General features: G+C 38.7%; 22 protein-coding genes and 1 pseudogene. 8 read left to right on the forward strand and 15 right to left on the reverse strand.

The annotated features are described in order from the left end of the window. Positions 1-254 precede the first annotated feature (254 nt). The gene (locus V6260_RS10045; protein WP_341593940.1) at positions 255-1,112 is read left to right on the forward strand and encodes a PA4780 family RIO1-like protein kinase; all 858 of its coding nucleotides are present in this window, start codon (positions 255-257) and stop codon (positions 1,110-1,112) included. A 24-nt stretch (positions 1,113-1,136) separates the two neighbouring features. Here V6260_RS10045 and V6260_RS10050 read toward each other — a convergent pair whose 3' ends face one another. The 5 genes from V6260_RS10050 to V6260_RS10070 are packed head-to-tail and all read right to left on the reverse strand — an operon-like array spanning position 1,137 to position 6,144. Then, the gene (locus V6260_RS10050; protein ID WP_341593941.1) at positions 1,137-1,811 is read right to left on the reverse strand and encodes a response regulator; all 675 of its coding nucleotides are present in this window, start codon (positions 1,809-1,811) and stop codon (positions 1,137-1,139) included. A gap of 39 nt (positions 1,812-1,850) precedes the next feature. Continuing rightward, complete coding sequence (locus tag V6260_RS10055) at positions 1,851-3,296, reverse strand: ATP-binding protein (protein WP_341593942.1); 1,446 nt, start codon at positions 3,294-3,296, stop codon at positions 1,851-1,853. Then, complete coding sequence (locus V6260_RS10060) at positions 3,296-3,826, reverse strand: hypothetical protein (protein ID WP_341593943.1); 531 nt, start codon at positions 3,824-3,826, stop codon at positions 3,296-3,298. Before V6260_RS10060 ends, V6260_RS10055 begins: the two co-directional genes overlap by 1 nt. A gap of 9 nt (positions 3,827-3,835) precedes the next feature. Then, positions 3,836-5,503: a YHYH protein gene (locus tag V6260_RS10065; protein ID WP_341593944.1), complete on the reverse strand. Its 1,668-nt coding sequence runs from the start codon at positions 5,501-5,503 to the stop codon at positions 3,836-3,838. Between the two features lie 32 nt (positions 5,504-5,535). Then, the gene (locus V6260_RS10070; RefSeq protein ID WP_341593945.1) at positions 5,536-6,144 is read right to left on the reverse strand and encodes a flavin reductase family protein; all 609 of its coding nucleotides are present in this window, start codon (positions 6,142-6,144) and stop codon (positions 5,536-5,538) included. 112 nt (positions 6,145-6,256) lie between these two features. Here V6260_RS10070 and V6260_RS10075 point away from each other — a divergent pair, with 112 nt between their 5' ends. The 3 genes from V6260_RS10075 to V6260_RS10085 all read left to right on the forward strand — a co-directional run bounded on the left by V6260_RS10075 (position 6,257) and on the right by V6260_RS10085 (position 8,472). After that, the gene (locus V6260_RS10075) at positions 6,257-7,768 is read left to right on the forward strand and encodes a deoxyribodipyrimidine photo-lyase (protein WP_341593946.1); all 1,512 of its coding nucleotides are present in this window, start codon (positions 6,257-6,259) and stop codon (positions 7,766-7,768) included. 2 nt (positions 7,769-7,770) lie between these two features. Beyond that, on the forward strand, positions 7,771-7,905 hold the full coding sequence (locus V6260_RS10080; RefSeq protein WP_341593947.1) for a DUF2256 domain-containing protein: 135 nt from the start codon (positions 7,771-7,773) through the stop codon (positions 7,903-7,905). A 129-nt stretch (positions 7,906-8,034) separates the two neighbouring features. After that, positions 8,035-8,472 carry an OsmC family protein gene (locus V6260_RS10085; protein ID WP_341593988.1) on the forward strand — a complete coding sequence of 146 codons (438 nt, stop codon included), beginning with the start codon at positions 8,035-8,037 and terminating at the stop codon, positions 8,470-8,472. 73 nt (positions 8,473-8,545) lie between these two features. On the opposite strand, the gene V6260_RS10090 is transcribed toward V6260_RS10085, so the two are convergent. Beyond that, complete coding sequence (locus tag V6260_RS10090) at positions 8,546-8,731, reverse strand: 2TM domain-containing protein (RefSeq protein ID WP_341593948.1); 186 nt, start codon at positions 8,729-8,731, stop codon at positions 8,546-8,548. 215 nt (positions 8,732-8,946) lie between these two features. Between V6260_RS10090 and V6260_RS10095 the strand changes: the two genes are divergently transcribed. Continuing rightward, complete coding sequence (locus tag V6260_RS10095; RefSeq protein ID WP_341593949.1) at positions 8,947-9,723, forward strand: EAL domain-containing protein; 777 nt, start codon at positions 8,947-8,949, stop codon at positions 9,721-9,723. A gap of 49 nt (positions 9,724-9,772) precedes the next feature. Here V6260_RS10095 and V6260_RS10100 read toward each other — a convergent pair whose 3' ends face one another. Continuing rightward, positions 9,773-11,260, reverse strand: coding sequence for a dipeptidase (locus V6260_RS10100; protein WP_341593950.1), 1,488 nt, complete (start codon positions 11,258-11,260; stop codon positions 9,773-9,775). A 170-nt stretch (positions 11,261-11,430) separates the two neighbouring features. Between V6260_RS10100 and V6260_RS10105 the strand changes: the two genes are divergently transcribed. Next, complete coding sequence (locus tag V6260_RS10105) at positions 11,431-11,589, forward strand: DUF2986 domain-containing protein (protein ID WP_341593951.1); 159 nt, start codon at positions 11,431-11,433, stop codon at positions 11,587-11,589. 2 nt (positions 11,590-11,591) lie between these two features. Here V6260_RS10105 and V6260_RS10110 read toward each other — a convergent pair whose 3' ends face one another. The 3 genes from V6260_RS10110 to V6260_RS10120 all read right to left on the reverse strand — a co-directional run bounded on the left by V6260_RS10110 (position 11,592) and on the right by V6260_RS10120 (position 16,388). Continuing rightward, entirely contained in the window at positions 11,592-12,554 is a 963-nt protein-coding gene (locus tag V6260_RS10110; protein WP_341593952.1) for a TDT family transporter, read from the reverse strand. 210 nt (positions 12,555-12,764) lie between these two features. Further along, positions 12,765-14,930 (reverse strand): TonB-dependent receptor, encoded by a 2,166-nt coding sequence (locus V6260_RS10115; protein WP_341593953.1) that lies wholly within the window; start codon positions 14,928-14,930, stop codon positions 12,765-12,767. A 159-nt stretch (positions 14,931-15,089) separates the two neighbouring features. Continuing rightward, positions 15,090-16,388, reverse strand: a complete 1,299-nt coding sequence (locus tag V6260_RS10120) for a PAS domain-containing methyl-accepting chemotaxis protein (RefSeq protein ID WP_341593954.1) — start codon at positions 16,386-16,388, stop codon at positions 15,090-15,092. Positions 16,389-16,737: 349 nt separating this feature from the next. Between V6260_RS10120 and V6260_RS10125 the strand changes: the two genes are divergently transcribed. Beyond that, the gene (locus V6260_RS10125) at positions 16,738-17,943 is read left to right on the forward strand and encodes an MFS transporter (RefSeq protein ID WP_341593955.1); all 1,206 of its coding nucleotides are present in this window, start codon (positions 16,738-16,740) and stop codon (positions 17,941-17,943) included. A 142-nt stretch (positions 17,944-18,085) separates the two neighbouring features. Here V6260_RS10125 and V6260_RS10130 read toward each other — a convergent pair whose 3' ends face one another. From V6260_RS10130 to V6260_RS10140, 3 genes and pseudogenes are all read right to left on the reverse strand, one after another. Beyond that, the gene (locus tag V6260_RS10130; RefSeq protein ID WP_341593956.1) at positions 18,086-18,799 is read right to left on the reverse strand and encodes a DUF1499 domain-containing protein; all 714 of its coding nucleotides are present in this window, start codon (positions 18,797-18,799) and stop codon (positions 18,086-18,088) included. Positions 18,800-18,907: 108 nt separating this feature from the next. Next, positions 18,908-20,248, reverse strand: coding sequence for a DUF1501 domain-containing protein (locus tag V6260_RS10135; protein WP_341593957.1), 1,341 nt, complete (start codon positions 20,246-20,248; stop codon positions 18,908-18,910). Between the two features lie 9 nt (positions 20,249-20,257). After that, positions 20,258-22,166 (reverse strand): annotated as a pseudogene (locus V6260_RS10140) (DUF1800 family protein). A 170-nt stretch (positions 22,167-22,336) separates the two neighbouring features. Here V6260_RS10140 and V6260_RS10145 point away from each other — a divergent pair. Then, a complete protein-coding gene (locus tag V6260_RS10145; RefSeq protein WP_058547298.1) occupies positions 22,337-22,552 on the forward strand; it encodes a hypothetical protein in 216 nt (71 codons plus the stop codon). A 72-nt stretch (positions 22,553-22,624) separates the two neighbouring features. Here the strand turns inward: V6260_RS10145 and V6260_RS10150 are convergent, their stop codons facing one another. Both V6260_RS10150 and V6260_RS10155 read right to left on the reverse strand, forming a co-directional pair. Next, a complete protein-coding gene (locus V6260_RS10150; RefSeq protein WP_341593958.1) occupies positions 22,625-22,969 on the reverse strand; it encodes a hypothetical protein in 345 nt (114 codons plus the stop codon). 15 nt (positions 22,970-22,984) lie between these two features. After that, a complete protein-coding gene (locus tag V6260_RS10155; protein ID WP_341593959.1) occupies positions 22,985-23,449 on the reverse strand; it encodes a nuclear transport factor 2 family protein in 465 nt (154 codons plus the stop codon). Position 23,450 lies beyond the last annotated feature (1 nt).

Raw genomic sequence — 23,450 nt, forward strand, 5'->3', positions numbered from 1 at the left:
AAACGCAAACAATGTGCAAATAATGAGGAAGTAATAAATTATTTTAATAAAAACTGATGATTCAAAAAGTTCTGGTTGATTGCTTTGCAATCAATATATAAGCTAATAAAATAATACGATTAATTACTCTCTAGCAGTAGTGTTACTGCCCTTGATTCTCAAAGCTGATATACTGCTTGAGCCAATTAAACAAACAAATACAGAGCACTTTCATAAATAATGATTAATAACCAACCCTACTTAGCAGGCAATCTGTGAAAATACCTAAACGCCTACAACCCCTTGTTGATGATGGCCTTATTGACGAGGTAATAAGCCGACTAATGAGCGGTAAAGAAGCCGATGTATTTATTGTCCGCTGTGGTGAACATATTCGCTGTGCGAAAGTGTATAAAGATGCGGTTAAACGTAGTTTTAAAAAAGCAGCACAATATCAAGAAGGTCGAAAAGTACGAGGTGGACGCCAAGCGCGTGCTATGAGTAAACGCTCTAGCTATGGCCGCCAATTAGAAGAAGAAGTTTGGCAAAATGCCGAAGTTGATGCGTTATCTCGTTTAGCTGGTGTGGGTGTACGTGTTCCTGATACTTATTTTTGTATTGATGGTGTGCTGCTTATGGAGCTTGTATCTGATGAGGATGGTAACGTAGCCCCTCAACTTGGACATGTCGTTTTTAGCGAAGAGCAAGCTATTGAGCAATATAAACTCATGATACATTACATTAAGCTAATGCTTTGCGCAGGTATAATACACGGTGATTTATCTGAGTTTAATGTACTTGTAGATAATAACGGCCCTGTAATTATAGATTTACCGCAAGCCGTTAACGCTTCAGCAAATAATAGTGCACAAGCTATGTTTGCACGCGATGTGAATAACATACGCCGCTATTATGGTGAATTTGCGCCAAGTATACTAAAAACTCAATACGCTAAAGAAATGTGGGCACTATTTGAAGAGGCCAATTTAACGCCTAATTCAACGCTTACAGGTGAATTTGAAGACAGCGGCGAAATTGCAGACGTAGATTCTATTCTTGATGAAATTCAAGCTGCAGAATACGAAGAGTTTGACCGTTTAGAGCGAATTAAAAATGCTGACGATAATGAGTAGATCATCGTCACAGCTCATTCCACCTTACAGTGGATGCACAAATCGATAGCCAACCCCATAAACAGACTGAATAACACTTTCAGTCTGTGTCACTTCATCGAGTTTCTTACGCAATTTTTTAATATGGCTATCAATAGTACGATGGCTCACAACACGCTGATCGGCGTACATAGTGTCCATTAAACTATCGCGCGAATAAATACGATTTGGGTTATTAAACAAAGGTTTAAATAGCTGAAATTCAAAGTTCGTCAATTCTATACTGCTTGATTTATATTTTACGCTGTAGCTGCTCTCGTCAAGCTTCATTGTTGACTCTTTAACATCACTTGCGCTACTTAATCGCCTTAAAATAGCTTTTACGCGCGCCACCAGCTCAGCATAACTAAACGGCTTACAAATATAATCATCTGCACCTAACTCAAGCCCAAGCAGCCTATCTATTTCTTCTACTTTTGCCGATACCATAATAATAGGCACGTTTGAAAAGCGCCTTATTGCTTTACATAATTCAATACCACTTTGACCTGGTAACATTATATCTAGCAAAATTACACTTGGCCTGTTAATTTCAAGCCAAGGTAATACTTCATTCCCGTGATGTATTTGATGAGTAGTAAAGTGATGGCTACTTAAAAAGTCACTCATTAAATTGGCTAGCTTTACTTCATCTTCCACAATTAATATTTGTTCACTCATAGGCGTCTCTGTAAGTAACCTCAACTTTATTTTTATAAACTAAATAGTTGGCAATCTAATAATAATAGCTAGGCCGCCTAAACTGGCTTTTTCTGCCGTTATTTCGCCCTTATGACCTTTAACTATATGCTGGCAAATAGATAAACCTAAGCCAGAACCGCCCTCTTGGCGATTACGCGAACTATCTACTCGGTATAAATACTCAAATAAATGCGATAAATGCGACTGCTCTACACCTCCGCCATTATCTTCGATTATAAGCTCTAAATAAGTTTGCCCTTTAATACTTATATTTTTAGCCGTTAATGAAATAGTTGTACATTGTGCATAGTGCACGGCATTCATTAAAATATTATCAAGCAATTGTAAAAGGCGTGTTTTGTCTGCTTGTACAGTTATATGTTTAGCGCTATTTAGTAGGTAAATTTTTATATTATGTTGTTCAAGCACAACCTGATATTTCTGCTCAATGGTATTTAATAATAACGCCATATCAGTAGGTTGCATAGTGTAGTGCATACCCCCCAACTCTGCGCTATTGAGCATATGCAAGTCGTCTATTAAGCGTTTTAAATGCAAAGCTTCATCGTTAGCCGAACTTATATTTTTTGCGTTCGGCTCTCGTATACCAAGTAACATAGCTTCAAGTTCACCGAGTAAAATGCTCATTGGCGTCCTAAGCTCATGAGAAATATTAGCAAGCCAACGCTTACGTACTTGTTCATCTTTAGCGAGTGTAAATGCAAGCGTATTAAAATCTTCGCTTAATTGGCCCAACTCATCTTTGCGCTCAAGCGTAAGCTTGGTCTCGTAATTACCTTGCGTTAAGCGGTGCATACCGTTAGCAATTTGCTTTACAGGGCTTACTAGGTGGCGAGACAATAAAAAAGTAACCAATAATGTTAGCAATACCGCAGCTAAAGCAATAAACCACAAGTAGTTAGTTTGCTGCTGTAAAAAATCAAGCTCATAGCCATCAACCAAGCTATCTCTTTTGGAAACCGCTAAGTAACCCACTATTTTATCGCTAACTATAATTGGAGTTGTTATATAGTTTAAATGGCTGAGATATCTACCCACTACTCGCTGTTTATTTTCGTCAAGCAAAGCATAGTGAGCGATGTTACCCGGTGGTGGACGGCGATCTCCTCCTAAGCGGTGATGATCTGGCGGTGGGTGTCGTATCATTCGCCCACCAGCACCTGGACCTTCTTGTGGTTTAGGTAAAAACTGGCTATTTTCTAATTGAGATTCAATGAGTACTCTAAAACTTTCACCATCACCAACAACACGCTTCCACGACGGTGTTTTCTCGTATTGTTTAGATAGTTGAACAACAAGTGGTTCAAGTGCTTTGATCTCTTTTGCATTAACAAAATCAATTACGCCTTGACCAATACTCCATTGTATAAGTACCACCAGCCCTGCAATAACACTAAAAGTAAAACTAAATAGTATTAAAAAAAGTTTATTATGAATTTTCATTAATGCGTGTTTTCAACCTTGCTAGGAAAGCTTTCAAATCGGTATGTTATAAACTCTTTGGTTTGGTCGTTAACATACAGCGTAGCAACTATTTTTTTACCTTGAGCGGTCCAATACATATGGCCATGATTATTTAAAGTAACCGATACGGTATTTATACCACTTTTAAATAAGTTAGCAGGTAAATGCAACGCTTGTCCGTAAATTCGCTGTATTTTAACCCCATTAATGTATAAATGAGCATGACCTTGTAAAAAACCGGTGTCTTGGTTCGTTGCCGCAACCATCATTTGCTGCATGTTCATCGTGCCCTCTGGCGGCACAGACAAATCATAACGCTGTGTATCTAAAATTAAGTTATACCCCGACATACTATCTTTTAATAACTTAAGGCTTAATGCTGGGGTTGGCGTATCATTTGGCACTTCTATAGGCATATGACTATGATCCATCACTTCCTGCTGCGCAAAGAGCTTAAAGCTCAATAGCGCAGCAGTAGTTAGGATCAATGCGTATTTAAAATAACGCATAATTACTCCTTACATTCCCGGTGGTGGACCCATTGTTTCGCCCGTATCACAGCGACCAATTGAATTTTCGGCTAATTGACCTTTAAAACGAGGCCCAATCTGATACGGGAAAGAAGGCTGTAATTTACCATCGCTGTCTAACGTTAGTGTTATATGGTAGTGATACCCCTTGCCATCGTTAGTATCGTGGCCGTTATGCTCATCTAATTGAGCACCCGTTACTGTTTTTTGTGCGTAGTAGAAATCTTCAAAGTAATAACCATCGTCGGCATTTAATATATTACCAGAGAGCGTTGTTACTTCTGCACCAATTGCAGGACCTGCATCACTTGTTTGTGTGCCTTGGCTAACATCGTATTGATCAACTAAGGTACAGCTTCGCTCGCCCTCAGTACCACACCCCCCTTCACTTGTAGGTGCGCCATAATCACGCATTTCCCAACCACTTAATGCAAGTTGCCCGCTACTTTCATAAGGACCGTAAAGTGGATAACCATCAGCTGCAAATCCATAAATAGGAGAATGTGCATCGCCATCGTCTTCAAGTAAATCAGCTAAGCAACTAGTATAAAAATGGTGATGATATTCCCCGTTAGCAGCATGTCCGCCACACACGTCAACATCGTATTGCTCTGCAATGGGCGCTAATGTATACCAAATATTATTGCCATAGCTCATACCATCGCCCCAATTAAATATACTGGTGCCATTAACCATTAAGCCAACTGTACCTAAACCTGTTTCGCAAGTTTCTGTTTCAGATAAATCAGTGGGTGTTACTGGAAAGTAAGCTTCAACAGCTTGCTCTGTAGGACAACCAGGTCCAGGAGGCCAATAACCTGCACCGCCCGTGTCATCACAGTTTTCAGTGCTGCTGTTGTAGCCAATATCTTCACCAAAGGAAATGGTTTGCCCTACTGCCGCTGAGGTTACACCGTTATAAAAATCAGTAGCTGCACGCGGACGGTTATTTAACGCATCTACTTGGTCTTGTGTAAGCGTTACATCATATTTAGGGATGTCAGTTGTTTGCACATACATGTATTCAACGTCAGCATCTTCCTCAGTAATAGTAACAACCTCAACTGATTGAACATCTTCAACCACTGCACCATTGTTTTGTATATAAGTAGAGGTTGTATCGTTGTTAATTAACCAGCTGGTAAGTTTTGCACTATTATCAACTGTATCTGAGTCTGAGTCTGAGTCTGATGAGGCAATAACATTGACTATAACGGTATCTACAACAACATCGTTTGTGCCGTCATCTGCACTGATTTCAAATACAAGTGCTTCATCGGTTAATACCTCAGGGGCAACAAACTCTGTAGACGTTGCAGTACTTGAAGATAAGCTAACGCTAGTGCCTGATGTTTGTGACCAGCTAACAGATACTTCGCCATCATCTTCAACTATTGAACTTAAATAAACGGTATCGCCCGCATTAACAGTTTGGTCAATACCGGCGTCAACCGTTGGAGCACTATTACTGACTGTCTCGCCGTCTGTTGTAGTACTTGTAGAATCGCTGTTACATGCGCTTAAAGCTATACAAAGTGCACTTAACGCAAATAACTTAGTTACATTAGAGGCTTTTGTTTTAAGAAGTGTTTTCAATGTTTGAACCTTTACTTTAACGTTTAATAAAACAAAGTTAACAAGTAAAAGTGCAAACAATGTGCACAAACAAAGGAAGAATCTACATAAAATTACAACTGTGGCCTTTTAAGCAAAAACTTATCTTTGGTTGTACTAAAGTAATCACCGCCCATTTTTCCCACTGCATTTAATAATTCAGGGTCAATATAGCCACCACTCATCACTTTATCGTCTATACAAATACCCACTACATCCAGCAACATCATTTTTCCGCCGCCAGGCTCATTTGAAATACGAATAACTTCGCGTAACTTACATTCAAACCGTACTTTTGAATCGACAACGCTTGGCGCATTAACTAACTTACTTGGAGCTTGACCGATATTAGCTGCATCAAATTCGCTTATGTCACTAGGATAATTAGCACAACTTTGATTCATTTTTTCAACTAGCTCTTGGCTAACTATATTAACCACACATTCTTTAGTTGCCATTAAATTACTGAGCGTATCTTTATTCGTTTTATCACTTGGGTTTACTTGCGTAACGCTTAAAACAGGTGGTTTACAGCTAGCCACAGTAAAAAATGAATAAGGCGCAATATTCGCAATACCTTCACTATTTAATGTACTTATCCATGCGATAGGCCGTGGGCTGATGCCGCCTACTAAGTAAGAATAAACATTTTGGTTGGTATTTTCGGTGAGATCTAAAAACATACATTTCCTTTTAATACATTAAAACTAAATCTTAATTCAAGGTAGTTACGTATAAGCTTGGGTAACTCAATTAAATAACAAGTTAATTTTTATTTCTATTTAAAGCAATTATATGAAAATAAACATCGTGTGGTTTAAACGTGATTTACGTCTTAGCGATCATCAACCATTAAAAAATGCATTTAGTAATGGCTTACCGACTCTATTACTTTATAACTTTGAACCATTACTGCTTGAAGATGCACACTACAATGAGCGGCACTGGCGCTTTGTGTATCAATCAATAATTGAGTTAAATAATCAGCTAGCGCGTTTTAACGCCTGTGTTTATATATTTAATTTAAATATGAACGATTTACTTGAGTCGTTAAAGACGCAGTTTGAAATAGTAAATATATTTAGCCATCAAGAAATAGGCTTAAACAATACCTTTGAGCGCGATAAAGCTATTAAAACTTGGTGCCAGCGTAACCACATTAATTGGCAAGAGTCGCAAACTGGCGCTGTAATTCGCGGCAAAAAAAATCGTAATAATTGGAACGAACGCTGGCAGCAAACAATGCAAGCACCTATTGCAGTTCCTAATTGGAAGAGCATAAAAACAATTACCCTTAATAACTATCAAGCGCCTGAGCTACCAAGCGCTTACACGCAAGATCACGACAGCTTTCAACAAGGTGGCCCGCTGCATGCGCGAACTGTAATGCAAAGTTTTTTTGCAGAGCGTGGTAAAAGTTATCAAAAAGGAATATCGAGCCCAAGTTTAAGTCAAACACATTGCTCTCGGCTTTCCCCGTATTTAGCGTGGGGGAACATTAGCCTTAGGCAAGTGTATCAAATGGCCATTGATGAATATCATTCAAAACAGCCTGACAAAAGAGGCTGGAAGCGTCCGCTTGCTGCGTTTGTATCGCGTTTGCACTGGCATTGCCACTTTATGCAAAAATTTGAAAGCGAATGCTCGATAGAGTTTTTAGCCCTTAACCCGGGTTATCATGTATTTCCATATCGTGATGATGAACATGTTCAAAACGATATTGAACGCTGGGCGCAAGGTCAAACAGGTATACCGATAATTGACGCTTGCATGCGCTGCTTAAAAACCACAGGTTATATAAATTTTAGAATGCGCGCCATGCTGGTAAGCTTTGTAACGCATCATTTAAATATTAGCTGGCAGCAAGCAAGCCTTCCTTTAGCTAATTATTTTTTGGATTTTGAGCCAGGGATCCATTATCCGCAAATTCAAATGCAAGCCTCAGTAACAGGCATTAATACCATTAGGCATTACAACCCAATTAAGCAGTCGGAAGATCAAGACCCAACAGGCTCATTTATAAAAAAGTGGTGCCCCGAACTTGAAAAACTCCCTATTGAATATTTGCATCAGCCTTGGGAGCAAACTCCTATGGAAGCACTCTTTAATGACTTTAAATTAGGAGAGGATTACCCAGAACCCATGCTTGATTTAACTAAAGCCTCTAAAAAAGCACGCGAGCGCTTATGGCAATACCGCGAACGTGCTGATGTTAAACGCGCCATAGGAAAAATTCTTAAGAAGCACGTAGCAATTACACCAAAAACAAGCCAAGTAAAAAATAAAAACAACAGCAAGGCTAAGTAAGTATGGCGCACAAAAAACTAAATTTACCTCAAAAAATATGCCCTACTTGTAATAAAGCTTTTACGTGGCGTAAAAAATGGCAGCGCGACTGGGGTAACGTTATTTATTGCTCCGAGCGCTGCAGGCGTAATAAATAAGAGTAACAATTAACTGGCGTCTATTTTGCAACATCATCTGTAATTAATGCTTTTAAGGCTATGTATAAGTTTATTTTGTAAGTAACGCTTAGGAGCCTGAAAAGCTTACACTCAAGCAAGGAGAAGATGATGACGATTGAAAAAACGGCAAGTTCAACATGGTCTGGCGACATTAAAACAGGCAAAGGCAGTATTTCTACACAAAGTGGCGCACTTGATAAACAACCATTTGGCTTTAATACCCGCTTTGAAGACAAGGCAGGCTCAAACCCTGAAGAATTAGTCGGTGCGGCGCACAGTGCATGTTTTAGTATGGCGCTTTCACTTGCATTAGGTGATGCAGGCTTTACAGCCGATAAAATTGATACTAAAGCCACTGTAAGCCTCGATGAAGTAGATGATGGCTTTACAGTGACGCATATTGCCCTAGAGGTAAAAGCGCGTATTGATGATATTAAAAATGAGCAGTTTCAAGCTTTATGTGAGCAAACTAAAAAGAGTTGCCCTATTTCAAAACTCTTAAATACCGAAATATCACTAGATGCGTCACTTCAATCAGCATTTTAAATATTTAGGTATAGATTATTATAAGTAGAGCACATTAAATTAAAGCCAAGTAAGTTATTACTTGGCTTACTAATCATCTAGATACCTTTTTAGAGCAGCTTATACCTAAAACTTCAGATAATAAAGCGATCCCCATGCCAATCGCGGGCCAGAACACCCATAAGGTGTTTGGTGATGTAATTAAATTAATTAATCCTAAAAACACTAAAGCAACTGCATACTGTTTAAAACTTTGAAATATTGTTATTAATGCATTCATGTTCATCCTCCTGCTAATATATAAATCTATTTTTATATAAAAACGAAATGTAACCCCCTGCTAAATGTCATTAAATAGCATGACATTAGTCATCATATCACTCACAAATCAATGACTATTTATTACGTTAAAAAACATGAACCAATACTTTAATCCGTTTGTGTTAGGATCTACCCCCAACTAACTTTAAAAACAAACATAAAAGGATGAGCTAAATGAGCGAAAAATCAAACGATTGCGAAAAAGTGACGTGTAATAACTGTGCTGACGCTAACGATCTTGAATTTGATTTTTCTATGGCTTTTCAACCGATTATAAACTGTAAGACTAATCTTATTTATGGCTATGAAGCACTGGTTAGGGGTTTAAATGGCGAGTCTGCTTATTCAATTATTTCAAAAGTGAATGAAGGCAACCGCTATGCATTTGATCAGCTTTGTCGTATTAAAGCCATTCAACTAGCCTCAAAGCTGGGCATAACATCAATGCTAAGCATTAACTTTTTACCTAATGCTATTTATAAACCAGAGCGATGTATACGCACCACATTAGAAGCTGCAAAAAAGTATAACTTCCCAATTCAAAATATTATGTTTGAATTTACTGAAGTTGAAAAAATTGAAGACACCGCACACATTGAACGCATTGTTGATTACTATCAGTCTCTCGGATTTAAAACCGCCACTGATGACTTTGGTGCAGGTTATTCTGGTTTAAATCTATTGGCTGACTTTCAAACAGATATTATCAAGCTTGATATGGCGCTCATACGCGATATTAACAACGACAGAAAACGCCAACTAATAGTAACTCATTGCTTAAATATGTTTCGCGATTTAAACATAACCGCACTAGCTGAAGGGATTGAAACAATAGAAGAATATAAGTGGCTTAAAAACGCAGGTGTTGAGCTTATGCAAGGGTATTTATTTGCCAAACCAAGCTTTGAAAACTTGCCCGAAATAAATTTTGAGGACATAGGTGCTGATTAATACCCAACACCTATTATTTAAATCTTATTGAATCTAAGTAATGCTTAAACTACATATTACCCAGCTCTATCATCATTGCTGTGTACATACGTAAATTAAGCTCAAGTTGTTCAAGTGTCATAAATTCATGCTCTGAATGACCTGTGTAGCGCTTACCCGGCATTGAAGGACCAAACGATACCGCATTATCAAACAGCTTTGCGTTTGTGCCACCGCCTATTGATACAAAGTCAGCTTTTTCGTCGCCCGTAAAATGCTTGAAAATATCAAGCAGCTTTTGCGCATGTGGCGCGCCATCAAGTAGCATAGGTGTGCCAATAATTGTTTCTATGTTAGCAAGTGTTACATTGTTAGTAGCTTGCCAATTAGCGAGTGCATCATCAATTTGCTTTTGTAATACAGCTTCGTCTTTACCCATAGGGCGACGTGCATTTACAGCAAGTGTTAGCGCATTACCATCGCGTTCAATAACTGTTGGTGCCACTGTCATCGGGCCCATAAAGTCGTGCTTATAGGCTATTTCGCCAAACTGTTTACCGTGAATATCTAAACCAATTAACTGATTTACAAAGTCGATTAGCTCGCCGTCACTGTTATTTTCAAGCTCCACGCCTTTAAATAACTCAGCTAAATAAGCAATGGCGTTTATACCCGACTCAGGCTCTGATGAATGCGCCGACATACCTTTAACACTTATTGCTAAACCATTGCTTTTTTCACTAAAGTTAAATTCAACTTTATTTAATGTTTTAGCTTTTGCTTTTAATGTATTAATAAGTGCAGCGTCTGCATTGTGAAGTACTAAGCTGGCATCTTCTGGAATTTGACTTCTAAACGCGCCGCCAGTTACTTCACTCACATATAAACCCGTCTGTGGTGATGTTGCATTAAAAGTAGGTGCAATTAAGCTCCAGCCTTTCTCAGCAACCACTACAGGGTATGATGCATCAATCGTTACTGCATATTTTGGTTGCTCATACGTTTTCATAAATTGAGTAAGCGGACCCCAATCAGACTCCTCAGCAAGGTAAATCATAAGCTCAATACGGTTATTAAGGGTTATACCTTTATCTTTAATTGCCTTCATGGCGTAAAGCGCTGTTGCTATTGCGCCTTTATCGTCCTCAGTACCACGACCAACTAATTTACCCGGTTCAGATGTATCAATAATAAAAGGGCTTTGTTTCCATTTGCTAGCATTAGCAGGTTGCACGTCGCCGTGGGTTACTACGGTTACTTTTTCGCTTTGCTCGCCCATACCAATTAATACGGTGTAGCCTAAATCTTGGTAGTCAAAACCAAGTTCTGCGGCTTTCATTTTTAAAAGTGCTTTAAAGCCAATAAAATCGAGATTTTGAGGAGTGCTAATGTCGCTCTTATTAACCGTCGGAAAAGCAACTAAATTGGTAAGAGTGTGTATTTGAGTATTTTGATAGGTATCTACTGCGTAATCGGCAACGCTATCAATATTTTTATTTAACTGCGCATGAGCGCTAAATGCAAATAAAGCAATACTGGCTAAAGCTAACTTTTTCAAAACAATTCCCATTTAATTAATAACTAAGAGCGGTAATTATAACTCTATGAGTTACTTACTTATAGCTCTTTACGCCAAACGCGCGGATTACTTAAGGTAAATATTTATATAGCAGCTTTTATGAGGATGACTGTATAATACGCGACTTAAAATTAACAGGGTATTTAATTGTGAACCGTCGTAAAAAAATCGTCACTAAATTTCAAAAGAAAGATAAACGCACTAACGCTAAATTGCATAAAAGCAATAAACCGTCTTATGTATCAAAAGCTGAGCGCGAAAAACTAGCTGAACAAGAAAGTAATGAGCCACAAATAATCCAAGAGTAACTTTACGTTACCTGTTGCTTTGATAATTTAAAGTGGCAAAAGTACCGACCACTTACATAACATACCACTGCCGTGGCAACTATAAGTTCAAACGTAGCTAAGTAATAAACTGTATCTACATATGGCATTGCGAGGTTTATACTTTGCATCCAATCAGCCATTTTAAATAATGCAGTTGCCCCAATAACCATTGGAAATGTAAAAGCAGCGTAGCTCGGCGTAAAAGGTCTGCGTAGTAACTTTATAAATAACACATATACAATCAGTGTTTTTATTATCGCTAATATAAATAATGCCCCCACTATAAAGAGTGATGGATTAGCTACAATATGAAAATACCCCGCTAATGTTAAACTGGCAGGCGCTGCTAAAATGGCAAGTGTTGGCTGTATTTCGTAGTCACTTTTTAATGCTAATAAAAAGCGATAAAACATAATTGGCAGCATTATAGCGTACGTTGATATACCAATAACTAACGCACTATAAGCTAACCACGCTAATGTCGGATTTCCCGAAAAAGTAATATCTGCAATAATTATCCCCACTGGCGGCACAAACCAGCTGGGCGCCATATCCTCGAAGTTAAACTTTTTTGCTCGCTGGTATAAAAAACTCACCAAAAATATGAGATGCAGCGCAAAAGCTAAAACCCACATAATGTCACCAGCTAATGGGTTAAATTGCCCAACTGAGTTTGAAATAACAAGATTAGCCATTGCAAATGTAGGGATCACACTTCCTGCAACTGAGTGTGCTAAATCGGCTTTTAATAAATGAGGGTGTAGTAAAAACTTAGCAGCCAAAAGTAAAACTAATACGCCAGCTAATACCGCTCCCAAAAATTGCCCTTGGGAGTTTAAATTAAAAACGTTTTCCCATGTCCATCCCATACTAGCAATACCCAAAGCTAAACCGGCCATAGCTGTTGGCGCACCCATCACTTTATTTTTAAATTGCTTAAACACTGTACTTCCTAATCATTGAGCGATGAACAAGTTACTGCTTTTTACTGTATTGCCTTAAAATAACGCTGCAAAATTAGTACAAGCGCGCTTAATAGAACGCTTTTTGCGTACAAATATTTCATAAAAATAAGTTTACGGCTTACATATTAAAACGCAAAAAAAGCCATAGCACAGTTATGGCTTTTGCTTTATTTTTAAAATTTAGTTTAGTTAGAACGCGTAACTAACGCTTACATTAAATGAACGCCCCTGCCCAGCAAGTTGTTCAAACCCGTTGCTGCTATCTTGTTTAAGAGCAGCAATACTTACGCCACCTAGTGGGAGTTGGTAGTACTCATCAAACACGTTACTCACTTCTGCGCTTAGCGTTAATGAATTCCATGTGGCTTTAGAGCTTAAATTAACCAAGCTGTAGCTGTCTGTTTGGTTTTCAAAACGATTATTATCTACACGGGTTTTAGTATCTACCCACTGCCAAGATAACTCATTTTCAAACCGACCTATTTGCTGGCTAATACCTAGCTGAGTTTGTAGTGGTTTAATTTGATAAAGCGGTTGGTTAGTATCGTCGCGCTTGCCTCTGGTATTAGTAACATTAGCGTGTAACTGCCAATTACCTAAATCCTTAGATTCATAAATGTTGGCTGTTAAATCTATTTTTGCACCATACAAAATAGCATCTACATTAGTAAACTGAAAAATGTTACGCGCAGTGTTGTCCATGTCATAACTATTGAAGCTTCTTACACTATCAGCATCAATATAATTACTCACATCGGTATACCAAACATTGGTGCTTAACCGCCAACGGTCATCCTTAGCCGATTTAATATACGTGGCACTTATTGTATGCGCTGTTTCAACATCTAAATCAGGGTTACCAATATAACCATTACCATCGCCGTACCAACCAATCATAGTGGTTGCCATGGTACTTACACCCCAACTGTATCGCTCGTATAAATTAGGGGCACGGTTTTTACGGGCAAGGCCAAATTGCAGCTCATCATAATTTGTTATTTGGTAGTTAATTAATAAGTTAGCGTCAACTATAGTGTCGGTTTTATCTCTGTCGCCAGCATTAAAATTCTGTGCAGCAATGGTATTATCTGTAGACGTATCGCTCATGGTCATACTTTCCATACTACCCATGTCGCTCATATCGCCCATATCCATCATGCTCATACCGTCGTTATAAGATTGAACTTCTCCTGCTTGGGTCTTAACACTTTCAATACGTACGCCTGCGTTTAACCACAGTTTTGTATTTATTTGGCTCTCGTATTCAGCGAATGCAGCTATGCGCTCTCGTTTGCCGTTATTTATATTTACGTAATCGTCTGGCCCCATCATGGTTGAGCCTTCGATACCCGGCCACCAATCATCAATGCTGTGATTGTAATATTCTTGACCGAGTAAAATACTGCTGCTTTTATCAAGCGCGATACGCCACTTAAGCTGTGTGCTTATATCTTGTGCATCGGTTTTCATTGGCATCATGCCTGTTTTTTCTTGGCTAAAAAAACCCATTTCGTGCTTTACACTGTGCCAATTAAACTGCCCTTCAAGTTCGCTATTATCAAAAGAGCGTTTGTATTGAGCAACCGCACCGTAACTGGTGTTATCGGTCATATCCATATACTGATTTGCAAACCCCTGATACGGAATTTTTTGATGCGTTAGCTTTATAACTAATTGCTGTTTTTCATCGCGTATGGCACCCGTTAAGCTGTGATTTTGTGCTCGGTATAATGTATCAAGCACAACATTGCCATTTCCATCCTCGTAACTATCAGCATCACTAAACGAGCCCTGATAATTAAGGCTAAACGTGTCACTTGCTAAACGTGCACCTACCCCAAGTTTACGTCCGTTATCAACGCTACTGTACCTTGCTGACACATAACCTGAGTGCCAATCTAATTCACTGCTATCGCTATACTCTGGTGAAATAGAATTAACGCTTATTACACCGGCAATATTATCACCGCCCGCGCTTACCGACGACACGCCTGCAACCACATTGTAAGACGTAATTTGATTAGCTGATATATACGACAGCGGCGGGTTCATATGATTAGCGCATGCAGCGGTAACATCCGCGCCATCTACTAACACTTTAACTCTGTCGCCCATTAAACCATTTAAAATAGGTAGGTTAGATACGCCGCCCGCTGCTGAAAAGTCGACACCTAAATCACTTAATAACGATTCTGACGAACCAAGTGCTAAATGCTTATTTTGAGCATGTCCGTGTACTTCAATCACTTCTAAAGATGTATCGTCGGCAAATGCAAAAGGAGATAGCACACCGCTAATAAAAAGTGCGACAGGAGAAAGTAAGTAAGTTTTTTTAGTTTTGCTTTTATAAACCATTGTTAATTTATGCCACAGTAATAATTGGCGTAATTATAGTGTGAACTGCAAAAACAAAAGCGCGACATATTGTCGCACTTTCTCTATTTATAATGTTGCTAGAGCGTGTTCAAGCACTTTAATTGGCAGCTTAAAACGTAAAAATGATGCAAACAGTCGTTAAGTATTTAACTTAGCTACTGTTTGAGAAACAACATCTGCTCCGCGTTCAATCTCTTTGATGACCTGTGATACATTAGCGATAAGCTCTCGTCCTTGCTCTGAAGAATTTGAAACTGACGTTATTTGCTTTGATATATCATTAGTTAACTCTTGGTTATTTTTAACAACCGTTGCTATTTCATTAGTAGAACTACTCGTACTGGCTGCAAGCTGCCTTACTTCATCAGCAACTACAGCAAAACCTCGACCGTATTCACCGGCACGTGCAGCTTCTATTGCAGCATTAAGTGCCAATAAATTAGTTTGATCAGCAATGCTACTAATTGTAGAAACAATAGATCCTATTACAGCAGATTGCTCATTAAGGTCTTTTATTAAATCTACCGATTTAAGTACTTGGCTTACAATGGCATCGGAATTTGCAACAGAGCTTTGTAGTATTTCAGAGCCTTTTTTAGCTGTTTGCGCAGTAACTACCGCCGATTCATACGCTATTGCAGCAGCTTCCGTTACAGCGCTATTATTTTTAATACGGGCAGTGATATTTGACGCAAATTTAATTATTTTAGTTACTTTACCTTTGCTATCTAAAATTGGGTTATAAGTTGCTTCTAACCAAATTTCTGAACCGTCAGCAGCAATACGTTTAAATTTCCCTGACTTAAACTGCCCCTGCGCTAACTCATTCCAAAAGCGTGGATTTTCTTCATAAAATGCTTTAGTACAAAACATTTTATGATGCTTACCTACGATATCTTTTAAGCTATATCCGATTGTCGTTAAAAAGTTTTGATTTGCACTTAAAATACTACCCTCAGGGGTAAACTCTATGGTGGCTAAAGCTTTGTCGAGTGCATTTGCAATGGCTTCTTGCGCTTTTCTTTGTATGTAACGAGTCGTAATATCAGTGGCTATTTTAATAACTCTGGTAACTACGCCCTGCTCTTCTACCGGAAAGTAAGTTGCTTCAAGCCAGAGTTTATCGCCATTAGCTTTGTATCTTAAAAATGATCCCGCTTTAGAGTCACCTGCCTTTAACTCTTGCCAAAATTTACTGTATTCGTTCGAGCCTGCGTAGTCACTTTCGCAAAACATACGATGATGCTTACCTATTATTTTCTCTTTACTGTAGCCAATGGTTTTTAAAAACAATTGGTTTGCGTCTAATATTATTCCTTCAGGTGTAAATTCTATATAAGCAACATGCTTATTAATTGCAGATAAAACAGACTGTTTTTTAATTAATTGAAGCTCCATCTCTTCAATTTTTGCGTTCTTCTGGGAAATACCAAACATGTAAAAACCTTAAGAAATAAATTAATAACATGCTAACCAAAATTAAAGGTTGGCATTCAACTGTATTATTAAATATAAGGGAGTATTGCGTTTTTTCCTAATATTTGACTTATAAGGGCTGTTTAAATTTTTTAGCCTTAAAAAAGCATTAATCCGTACTTTATTCTAATTAACATTTAAAAGACCGGACTAAACCATTAATCTATGCATGACTATGTACTTTTTTTAACTTAAAATAGCGTCTTCATAAAATATCTACTCTCACACCAAAATTTTAGTTTCATATAGCAACGCTCTATAAAGTGTTGTGCTTTTATCTATTTTTTAAGTAAATTTTAAGGGAACATCTATGGCATCAGATGTAGCGTCGGCATCTAGTCAACTTAACAGAACCGCTATCTTACTCGTATTAGCGCTCGGCACATTTATTTTAGGATTATCTGAATTTTCAATGATGCCTATGTTGCCACTTATTAGCGAAACATTTTCTACAACGCCCTCACAAAGTGGTTATGCAATTAGTGCTTACGCCATTGGTGTTGTAGTGGGTGCTCCTATTTTAATGCTTACTACTGCTAATATGAGAAAGCGCAAAGCATTACTCATTTTTATAAGCTTAATGTTTGTCTCAAACGGGTTAAGCGCGATGGCCACGTCGCTTGATCAACTTGTAATATTTAGATTTTTAAGTGGCTTACCTCATGGTGCATATTTTGGTGCAGCTATTTTATTAGCATCGGATATTGCTCCAAAAGGTAAACGTGCTAGCTTTATGTCTAAGGTGTTTATGGGGTTAACTGTTGCCACAATTGTGGGTGTACCTGTTGTAACACTTGTAGGTCAAAACCTTAGTTGGCGGTATTGTTTAGCCGGCGCTGCAGTGCTTGCATTTATTGCTTTTATTTTTGTTTATAAAGTAGTGCCAAATATAGATAACGCTAAGCCTTCTAACTTACTAAGTGAGTTTGGCGTACTTAAAAACAAACTGGTTTGGTCTATTTTGGGTATTGTAATTATTGGCTTTGGCGGCGTATTTTGCATTTATACCTACATTGCCGATACCATCTTAGTGGTAACAAAAACAGCTCCGTATACTATTTCTATCGCAATGGTAATGTTTGGTATTGGTTGTACGCTCGGTAACTATGTACTGGGTAAAGCTGCCGATAAATCAGCAATTAAAACCACTGGCCTAGCACTTGTATGTACCATTGTATTTGCTTTTGCTTATGTAACAGCAAGCCATAATATTTGGGCTCTTTACGCGGTAATCTTCTTTATTGGTTGCAGTGTAGGCTTGGCTACGCTGATTCAAACGCTTTTAATGGATGTAGCTCCAGAAGGTCACGCTATGATTGGTGCATTAGTGCAGTGCGCATTTAATACTGCAAATGCTATAGGTCCATGGGTCGGTGGAATTGCAATAGCGCAAGGTGCGGCGCCTAATCAAACTGGTTACGTAGCAGCTGCATTATTTTTAGGTGGTTTGGGTATGTGGCTATTAAGTTACTTACAACTAAGCAAACAGCAACTAACTGCGCAAGCTGCAAGTTAAGCTGAGAGCAGGTTGATTTTTCCTGCACTCGTATGCTGCTTGGCTAAAACTCAACTCCGATAAGTAAGCAGCCTTAGCGCTACAAACAAGAAGCCCAACAATGTTGGGCTTCAATAAATAACCAAATGCGGCTTAAATCGTTTTATTTTGCAAGTAAGCTGTTTAATTCATTAATAATTGAATGAATGCGCTCTGCATTTTTTCCTAAATCACTACGCCCTACTCGCGACTTACTACGAATATCAACAAAACGTTGGCTGCCTTCATCTTTAATGCGAATTACCACATCGTCTTTAAAACCAAACCATGTGGTTGTATCAGTAGCCTCTACAATACCTGAAGCCGTGTTTGCACTTACTACTGCAAAACCAAGATTTTTAATTGCTTGTTCGCTTACCGTCATCAAATCGGCTTTAGATTGTGCAAAGCTTAACGTCACCAGTTCAGGGTATGCTTTGCGTTGCTGTACTGCCGTTTCTTCGCCCGCGTATTCTACTGGGTTAGATGCGTTTGCACGTAGTGGCGCAATTGCTACAAATTTTGGTGGGTTAACTAAATCTGTTGAAATGTCATGAATTGCCGGTACACTTTTAGCTTTGTTCATCATATTAAGTGGCATGGCAATAGCCACAACCGAAAACACAAGTGCAATAACACCACTGCTTAGCCTTAACGTTTTACGCATAAATAGCGCTTGTATTATAAGTAGCACCAATGCAGCGCCACCAGCATAAACGCCAAATCTAAATCCCGTAAACGCAATCTTTAGCTCTACAATACCAAATTTATACAAAGGCCCAGGCAGTATGACGAGTAAAAAAGCGATTAAACTAACTAAGCTCACTAAAACTTTCATTCTATGATTCCTATATTGTGTGTAATTTTTATTATTAAAACAGATAAGAACTATCAACCGGTAGCTTATACTACTAAAAAGTGCTTTTAGATTACTATTAGCGACTAATTACACAAAAAAGTCCAATGATGTGTGATCAAAGTTACTCAAGTTTGGAAAAATATCAACAAGCTCAGAGCTTGGCACACCAAACCACCGAGCCAATGTGGCAAAGTACTGCTCATTAGCAACACTTGGAATTAAACGCCCGCCACCGGTATCTTGTGGGCCATCCAAATGTTGGGTTAGTAGCTCACCATATATACTGCCGCCTTTTACTGCACCACCCATTACTATTTGGTTTCCTGCCCAACCATGATCAGTACCATCGCCATTTGAGGTAAGCGTGCGACCAAAATCAGACATAGTAAACGTAGTCACTTTATCAGTCATATCAAGCTCTTTCATCGCACTATCAAATTCACTTAACCCTTGAGCTAACGTCTTTAATAAAGCAGGGTGCGTTGTTAATTGGTTATCGTGCGTATCATACCCCCCCATAGAAACAAAAAACACTTGGCGCTGAGTGCTCAATTTTGCCTGTACGCTAATTGTTTTAGCGACTGCTGAAAATTGCTCACTAAGGCTATTATCGCTAAATTGGGTAACAAGTGCAGGTGCGCTTTCTAACGCGCTGTTCATTGCTTGAGTGTTATTTATCGCACTTGTTAAGCCATTGGCATAAGCTGTACTTAACGGATGATTCGTATTGCCTAGTAAACGGTTCATAATAGAAGTTACGTGCTCGCTACGAGGTTGGTACCCGCCAAACGCGTTAATATTACTAATGCCGCTTTTATTAAGCGCAAATGCATTAGTAGCACTGCCCGTTTGCCATAAATTAGTACCATCAAGTGATATGTTAGCCGCAAATTCATCCTGTAATTCTAAGCGCTCTAAAAGTCGTGCACCCCAGCCACTATTAAGCGATTGTTTTTCTCGGCCATACATCCATGCAGCTTGCTGATCGTTATGCGAAAACAAATGCTTAGGCAAACCTATTGTTTTATTTTTATAGCCACTCAATGTTGTGGGAGCGAGTAAAGTACCTATCCCACCTATAAATGCTAAATTTTGAGATTCAAATACATTTTGTATAGGCTCAAGTGAAGGGTGAATGCCAACTCCACCGGCAAACTGACTTTTAATGCTTAGCTCAATAGGGCTCTGTACCGCTAGGTTTTGCCTGCTTTGCTCGTACAAACTCCGTTGCTCGCCTTCAAGCGGAACAAGCATATTTAACGAATCATTCCCGCCATATAAATACACACACACTAATGCTTTGTAATCACCTAACTCAACAGCATTGGTCGCTCCAGTTAATGCTTGTAATTGAAGACTCGTTAACGCGGCAGCCGATACGCTGCCTTTTACACATAACGACAAAAACTCTCTTCTATTAATGCTCATTATGCGCTCCTAATACTGCACGTTAAATTCAGGTGAAATAGCAATCATATATAATAAATACGAAACCCGTTCACGGTATTGCTCTTCATTAAAATAGGCATCTAAATCAAGTAATGCTTGGCGTGTGTCACTACTCATTGCGCCTGCAAAATATAACGTGTTGTACTGCGTTAATAGCGCGCTAACACCGTTTTTCTCTAAAACATTCATGTCGTCTTGAACATAAATATAAATACTATTTGAATTTAAGTCACTGCGCGCTTCTGCGGTACTCCATACTAAACTTGCGTAAAGCGCGTTCATGGTGCCAATCAGTGTTGCATCGTTTGCTATTTGTAATTCTGGTGCAACAATACCTTCATTTCGCAAAGCTGCGGTTTGATAATCAGGCCTAAAAAAGTTAAATACCGAAGCCGACTGCATGGGTCCTTGCCCGTAGCTATTTATTAAATTCCATGTTTTATAATAACCCGCTGGCGATTTAGCATCGAGATTTCGCCAAAACTGTACGGTTTTTAAAATAGGCTCTTTAATTTTACCTTGGTAGTTAAGCACTGAGCCAAAATGCCGCGCTTCATCATCTAAAAGTATAGCCTTTACTACAGCCGCTAAGTCGCCGCGTACACCGGCGCCGTTATCAATAAATACATTAGCAACTCGCTCAACATATTGGGGGGGTTGGGTTTGAGGTAATTAATCGCTGAATAAGCTGTTTGCTAATAAACGGCGCAACATTTTGATGATTAAATAAATTATCGAGCGCTATTTGCAATGACTCTTCTGCTGCATAACCTTGTGGTATAACCTCACCGTTTAGTAAGGTTTTTTGTTTACTAGAATGGTACTCGTCAAATGCTTCCATTGGCTTAATATAATCACGACTTTTACGCTTAAATGTTTCACTATCGGCAAACGTCCAACCAGTAAATACGCGTGCAAAACCCTCTATTTCTACCTGTCCGTAAGTGGCAATGGTATTACCTTGTGCATCAAGCTTGGCAGTGCCATCTAGGTTTAGCTCTTCAAGGCCAATAGTAAATAACTGCATTACTTCACGTGCATAATTTTCGTCTGGACGAATATTAAGTGCATCGTCTGCTTTTTCGTTACCCAAATGGCTTAAGTAAGTTCCCATAATAGGCGAAAGCGTCACATCTTCGAGTAAGTCACGATAATTACCAAAGGCATGCTTTAGTAATAAATCGTAATAAGTGATCATGCCCTCAGGCTGCCCTCTTAAGGTACTGTTTTCATCCGACACTACTAATATTTCACTTAACGCGAATGCAACACGTTGACGAAGTTGATCGTCACTTTGCATGACGGCCTTCCACCATGCGTCGATGCGGCTTATATATTTAAAGCTGTCATCGTCATTTAACGTTACTAAATAATCACGGTGATAATTAATCGGTAGCGCTATTTGCTTATCAAGCCATTGCTGCTCGCTTAAACCTTGTGCGTTTTGTATTTCACTAAGCTCAGGTCCCATTGTTGCTTGGTGTAGTAACCGTGCGGCGCTAATCTCATCCATATTATTACGTGCAGTAAAGCTTAGCGTTTTTACACTTTTTGCTCCTTCGTTATCGGTTGCTGTTACTGAAAAAGCATAATCAACAGGCTTATAACTTTGCGCATTTAGTAGTGTTATTGAGGTAGTTGTTGCCTCTAAAGGCTCACTAAGTAGTTCAGGCCCTTGCGTTTGTTGCCACACAACCGATGTAATTGTGCCGTCTTTATCACTGGCTGTTGCTGTTAGCTCAATTGTTTGGCCTTTACTTAATTCACTAGGAATATCAGCGACTGACAAAATGGGGATTTTATTTCCGTTAACGGTTGGCGTATCATCGGAGCCTGAACCACCGCAAGCGCTTAGTATAAAAACCGAGCTTGCGATAAGAGCAAATTTATAATGCATGTAAAGTCGTCATTAGTTGTTAATTAAAGTACGTTAGTGTGTACCGAGTTTAATGCATTTATTGAAACACAAAATTTACAATTTAACTCTTTATTTTTTGTAACCGAATCATGAACGCCCCATTAATAATGTGCTAGCAGTTGGGGTAAACAGCCAGAGCTTTATTATTTATGAAAACAGAAATTCGTTACCGTTTTGAATCTTCACAAGTTGCTAACAGATTCGTGCACGTACTAAAAGACTGGCCCATAAGCGATGTTAAAACACGCCTATTTAACGGCGGCGACAGTGTAAAAGTAACTTATGAATATGATGAAAGTGGGTTTGATTATACCTCTGCTGAGCTTGATGATTTAGCCGAGCAACACGATGGTAAAGAGGTTTAACTAATAAAGTTAGTTAATAAGTATTATCTATAGAGCGCCAATGAGGTCACAATATCGGCGCACATTTTAAGTCTATTGAGCCTCAACAATACTGAATGTATTTTGTGAGCGTTTAGCTAAATCAAGTACTTCGTAATAATTTAAGCCATCAATTTTTTTACCGATAATAAAATAGTTTATTTCATTAGTCATTGTTGGGTCGCCAACAACATCTTCTGCGCTTCGCACATCAGAAAACTGAATGGCAATTAATGACCCGATAAAAATCATAGTGTCTTTAGGTTTCAGTTTTTTTAATACTTTAGTAACCCCCGTTTGGGTAGACTCAGGTGTGGAGCCATCAAATCTAAAATCATTTTTAAAGCTAGCACATGCACTAAGCATTAATATTGATAACGCGATAAGTAAATGTTTCATATATATCCTTATTTATTATTCGTGGTACTTGCGGATCATCGCCACTTTAGCGTTTTCAATTTCGATCACCTCCATCATTACTGAGGTATACTCAATTGGCTGTTTGCTTTGCGGATGAATGCCTTTAGCGTGGTTTTTATAACGAATCGCAAAACCGCTATCGTTAAATATAAAGGTATTGAGTAGCTCACTTTCATACAGGGTATGCACGCCTAAATAAAAACTCATGCCTTTGCGCATTAGCTCTTTTCCATCGGCAGTGCGAGAGTCATCAAGCTGATACGGTATGTGCTGACTTCCAACATCGTCTCTTAATAAAGCAAGGTAGGCTTCAAGCTGTTTAGCTCCTGCATTAGGGGCTTGTGTAGCGGTCATTGTTTTGTAGTAGTGCTGTGCAAATGCTTTTAAATCAAATGGCTCTTCGGCTCGGGCTGAAAAGGTAGCAACCAATACCAAACCTAATGTTAAAAGTAACCTCATT

It is taken from the genome of Pseudoalteromonas aliena (assembly GCF_038155085.1).
GTDB lineage: Bacteria > Pseudomonadota > Gammaproteobacteria > Enterobacterales > Alteromonadaceae > Pseudoalteromonas > Pseudoalteromonas aliena_A.

Bases quoted from the DNA above. Each gene is read 5' to 3' on its own strand.
- V6260_RS10050 (WP_341593941.1), bottom strand. From the start codon at position 1,811: ATGAGTGAACAAATATTAATTGTGGAAGATGAAGTAAAGCTAGCCAAT.
- V6260_RS10095 (WP_341593949.1), top strand. From the start codon at position 8,947: ATGAGCGAAAAATCAAACGATTGCGAAAAAGTGACGTGTAATAACTGT.
- V6260_RS10130 (WP_341593956.1), bottom strand. From the start codon at position 18,799: ATGAAAGTTTTAGTGAGCTTAGTTAGTTTAATCGCTTTTTTACTCGTC.
- V6260_RS10060 (WP_341593943.1), bottom strand. From the start codon at position 3,826: ATGCGTTATTTTAAATACGCATTGATCCTAACTACTGCTGCGCTATTG.
- V6260_RS10055 (WP_341593942.1), bottom strand. From the start codon at position 3,296: ATGAAAATTCATAATAAACTTTTTTTAATACTATTTAGTTTTACTTTT.
- V6260_RS10155 (WP_341593959.1), bottom strand. From the start codon at position 23,449: ATGAGGTTACTTTTAACATTAGGTTTGGTATTGGTTGCTACCTTTTCA.
- V6260_RS10085 (WP_341593988.1), top strand. From the start codon at position 8,035: ATGACGATTGAAAAAACGGCAAGTTCAACATGGTCTGGCGACATTAAA.
- V6260_RS10075 (WP_341593946.1), top strand. From the start codon at position 6,257: ATGAAAATAAACATCGTGTGGTTTAAACGTGATTTACGTCTTAGCGAT.
- V6260_RS10145 (WP_058547298.1), top strand. From the start codon at position 22,337: ATGAAAACAGAAATTCGTTACCGTTTTGAATCTTCACAAGTTGCTAAC.
- V6260_RS10115 (WP_341593953.1), bottom strand. From the start codon at position 14,930: ATGGTTTATAAAAGCAAAACTAAAAAAACTTACTTACTTTCTCCTGTC.
- V6260_RS10070 (WP_341593945.1), bottom strand. From the start codon at position 6,144: ATGTTTTTAGATCTCACCGAAAATACCAACCAAAATGTTTATTCTTAC.
- V6260_RS10080 (WP_341593947.1), top strand. From the start codon at position 7,771: ATGGCGCACAAAAAACTAAATTTACCTCAAAAAATATGCCCTACTTGT.
- V6260_RS10150 (WP_341593958.1), bottom strand. From the start codon at position 22,969: ATGAAACATTTACTTATCGCGTTATCAATATTAATGCTTAGTGCATGT.
- V6260_RS10135 (WP_341593957.1), bottom strand. From the start codon at position 20,248: ATGAGCATTAATAGAAGAGAGTTTTTGTCGTTATGTGTAAAAGGCAGC.
- V6260_RS10090 (WP_341593948.1), bottom strand. From the start codon at position 8,731: ATGAATGCATTAATAACAATATTTCAAAGTTTTAAACAGTATGCAGTT.
- V6260_RS10120 (WP_341593954.1), bottom strand. From the start codon at position 16,388: ATGTTTGGTATTTCCCAGAAGAACGCAAAAATTGAAGAGATGGAGCTT.
- V6260_RS10125 (WP_341593955.1), top strand. From the start codon at position 16,738: ATGGCATCAGATGTAGCGTCGGCATCTAGTCAACTTAACAGAACCGCT.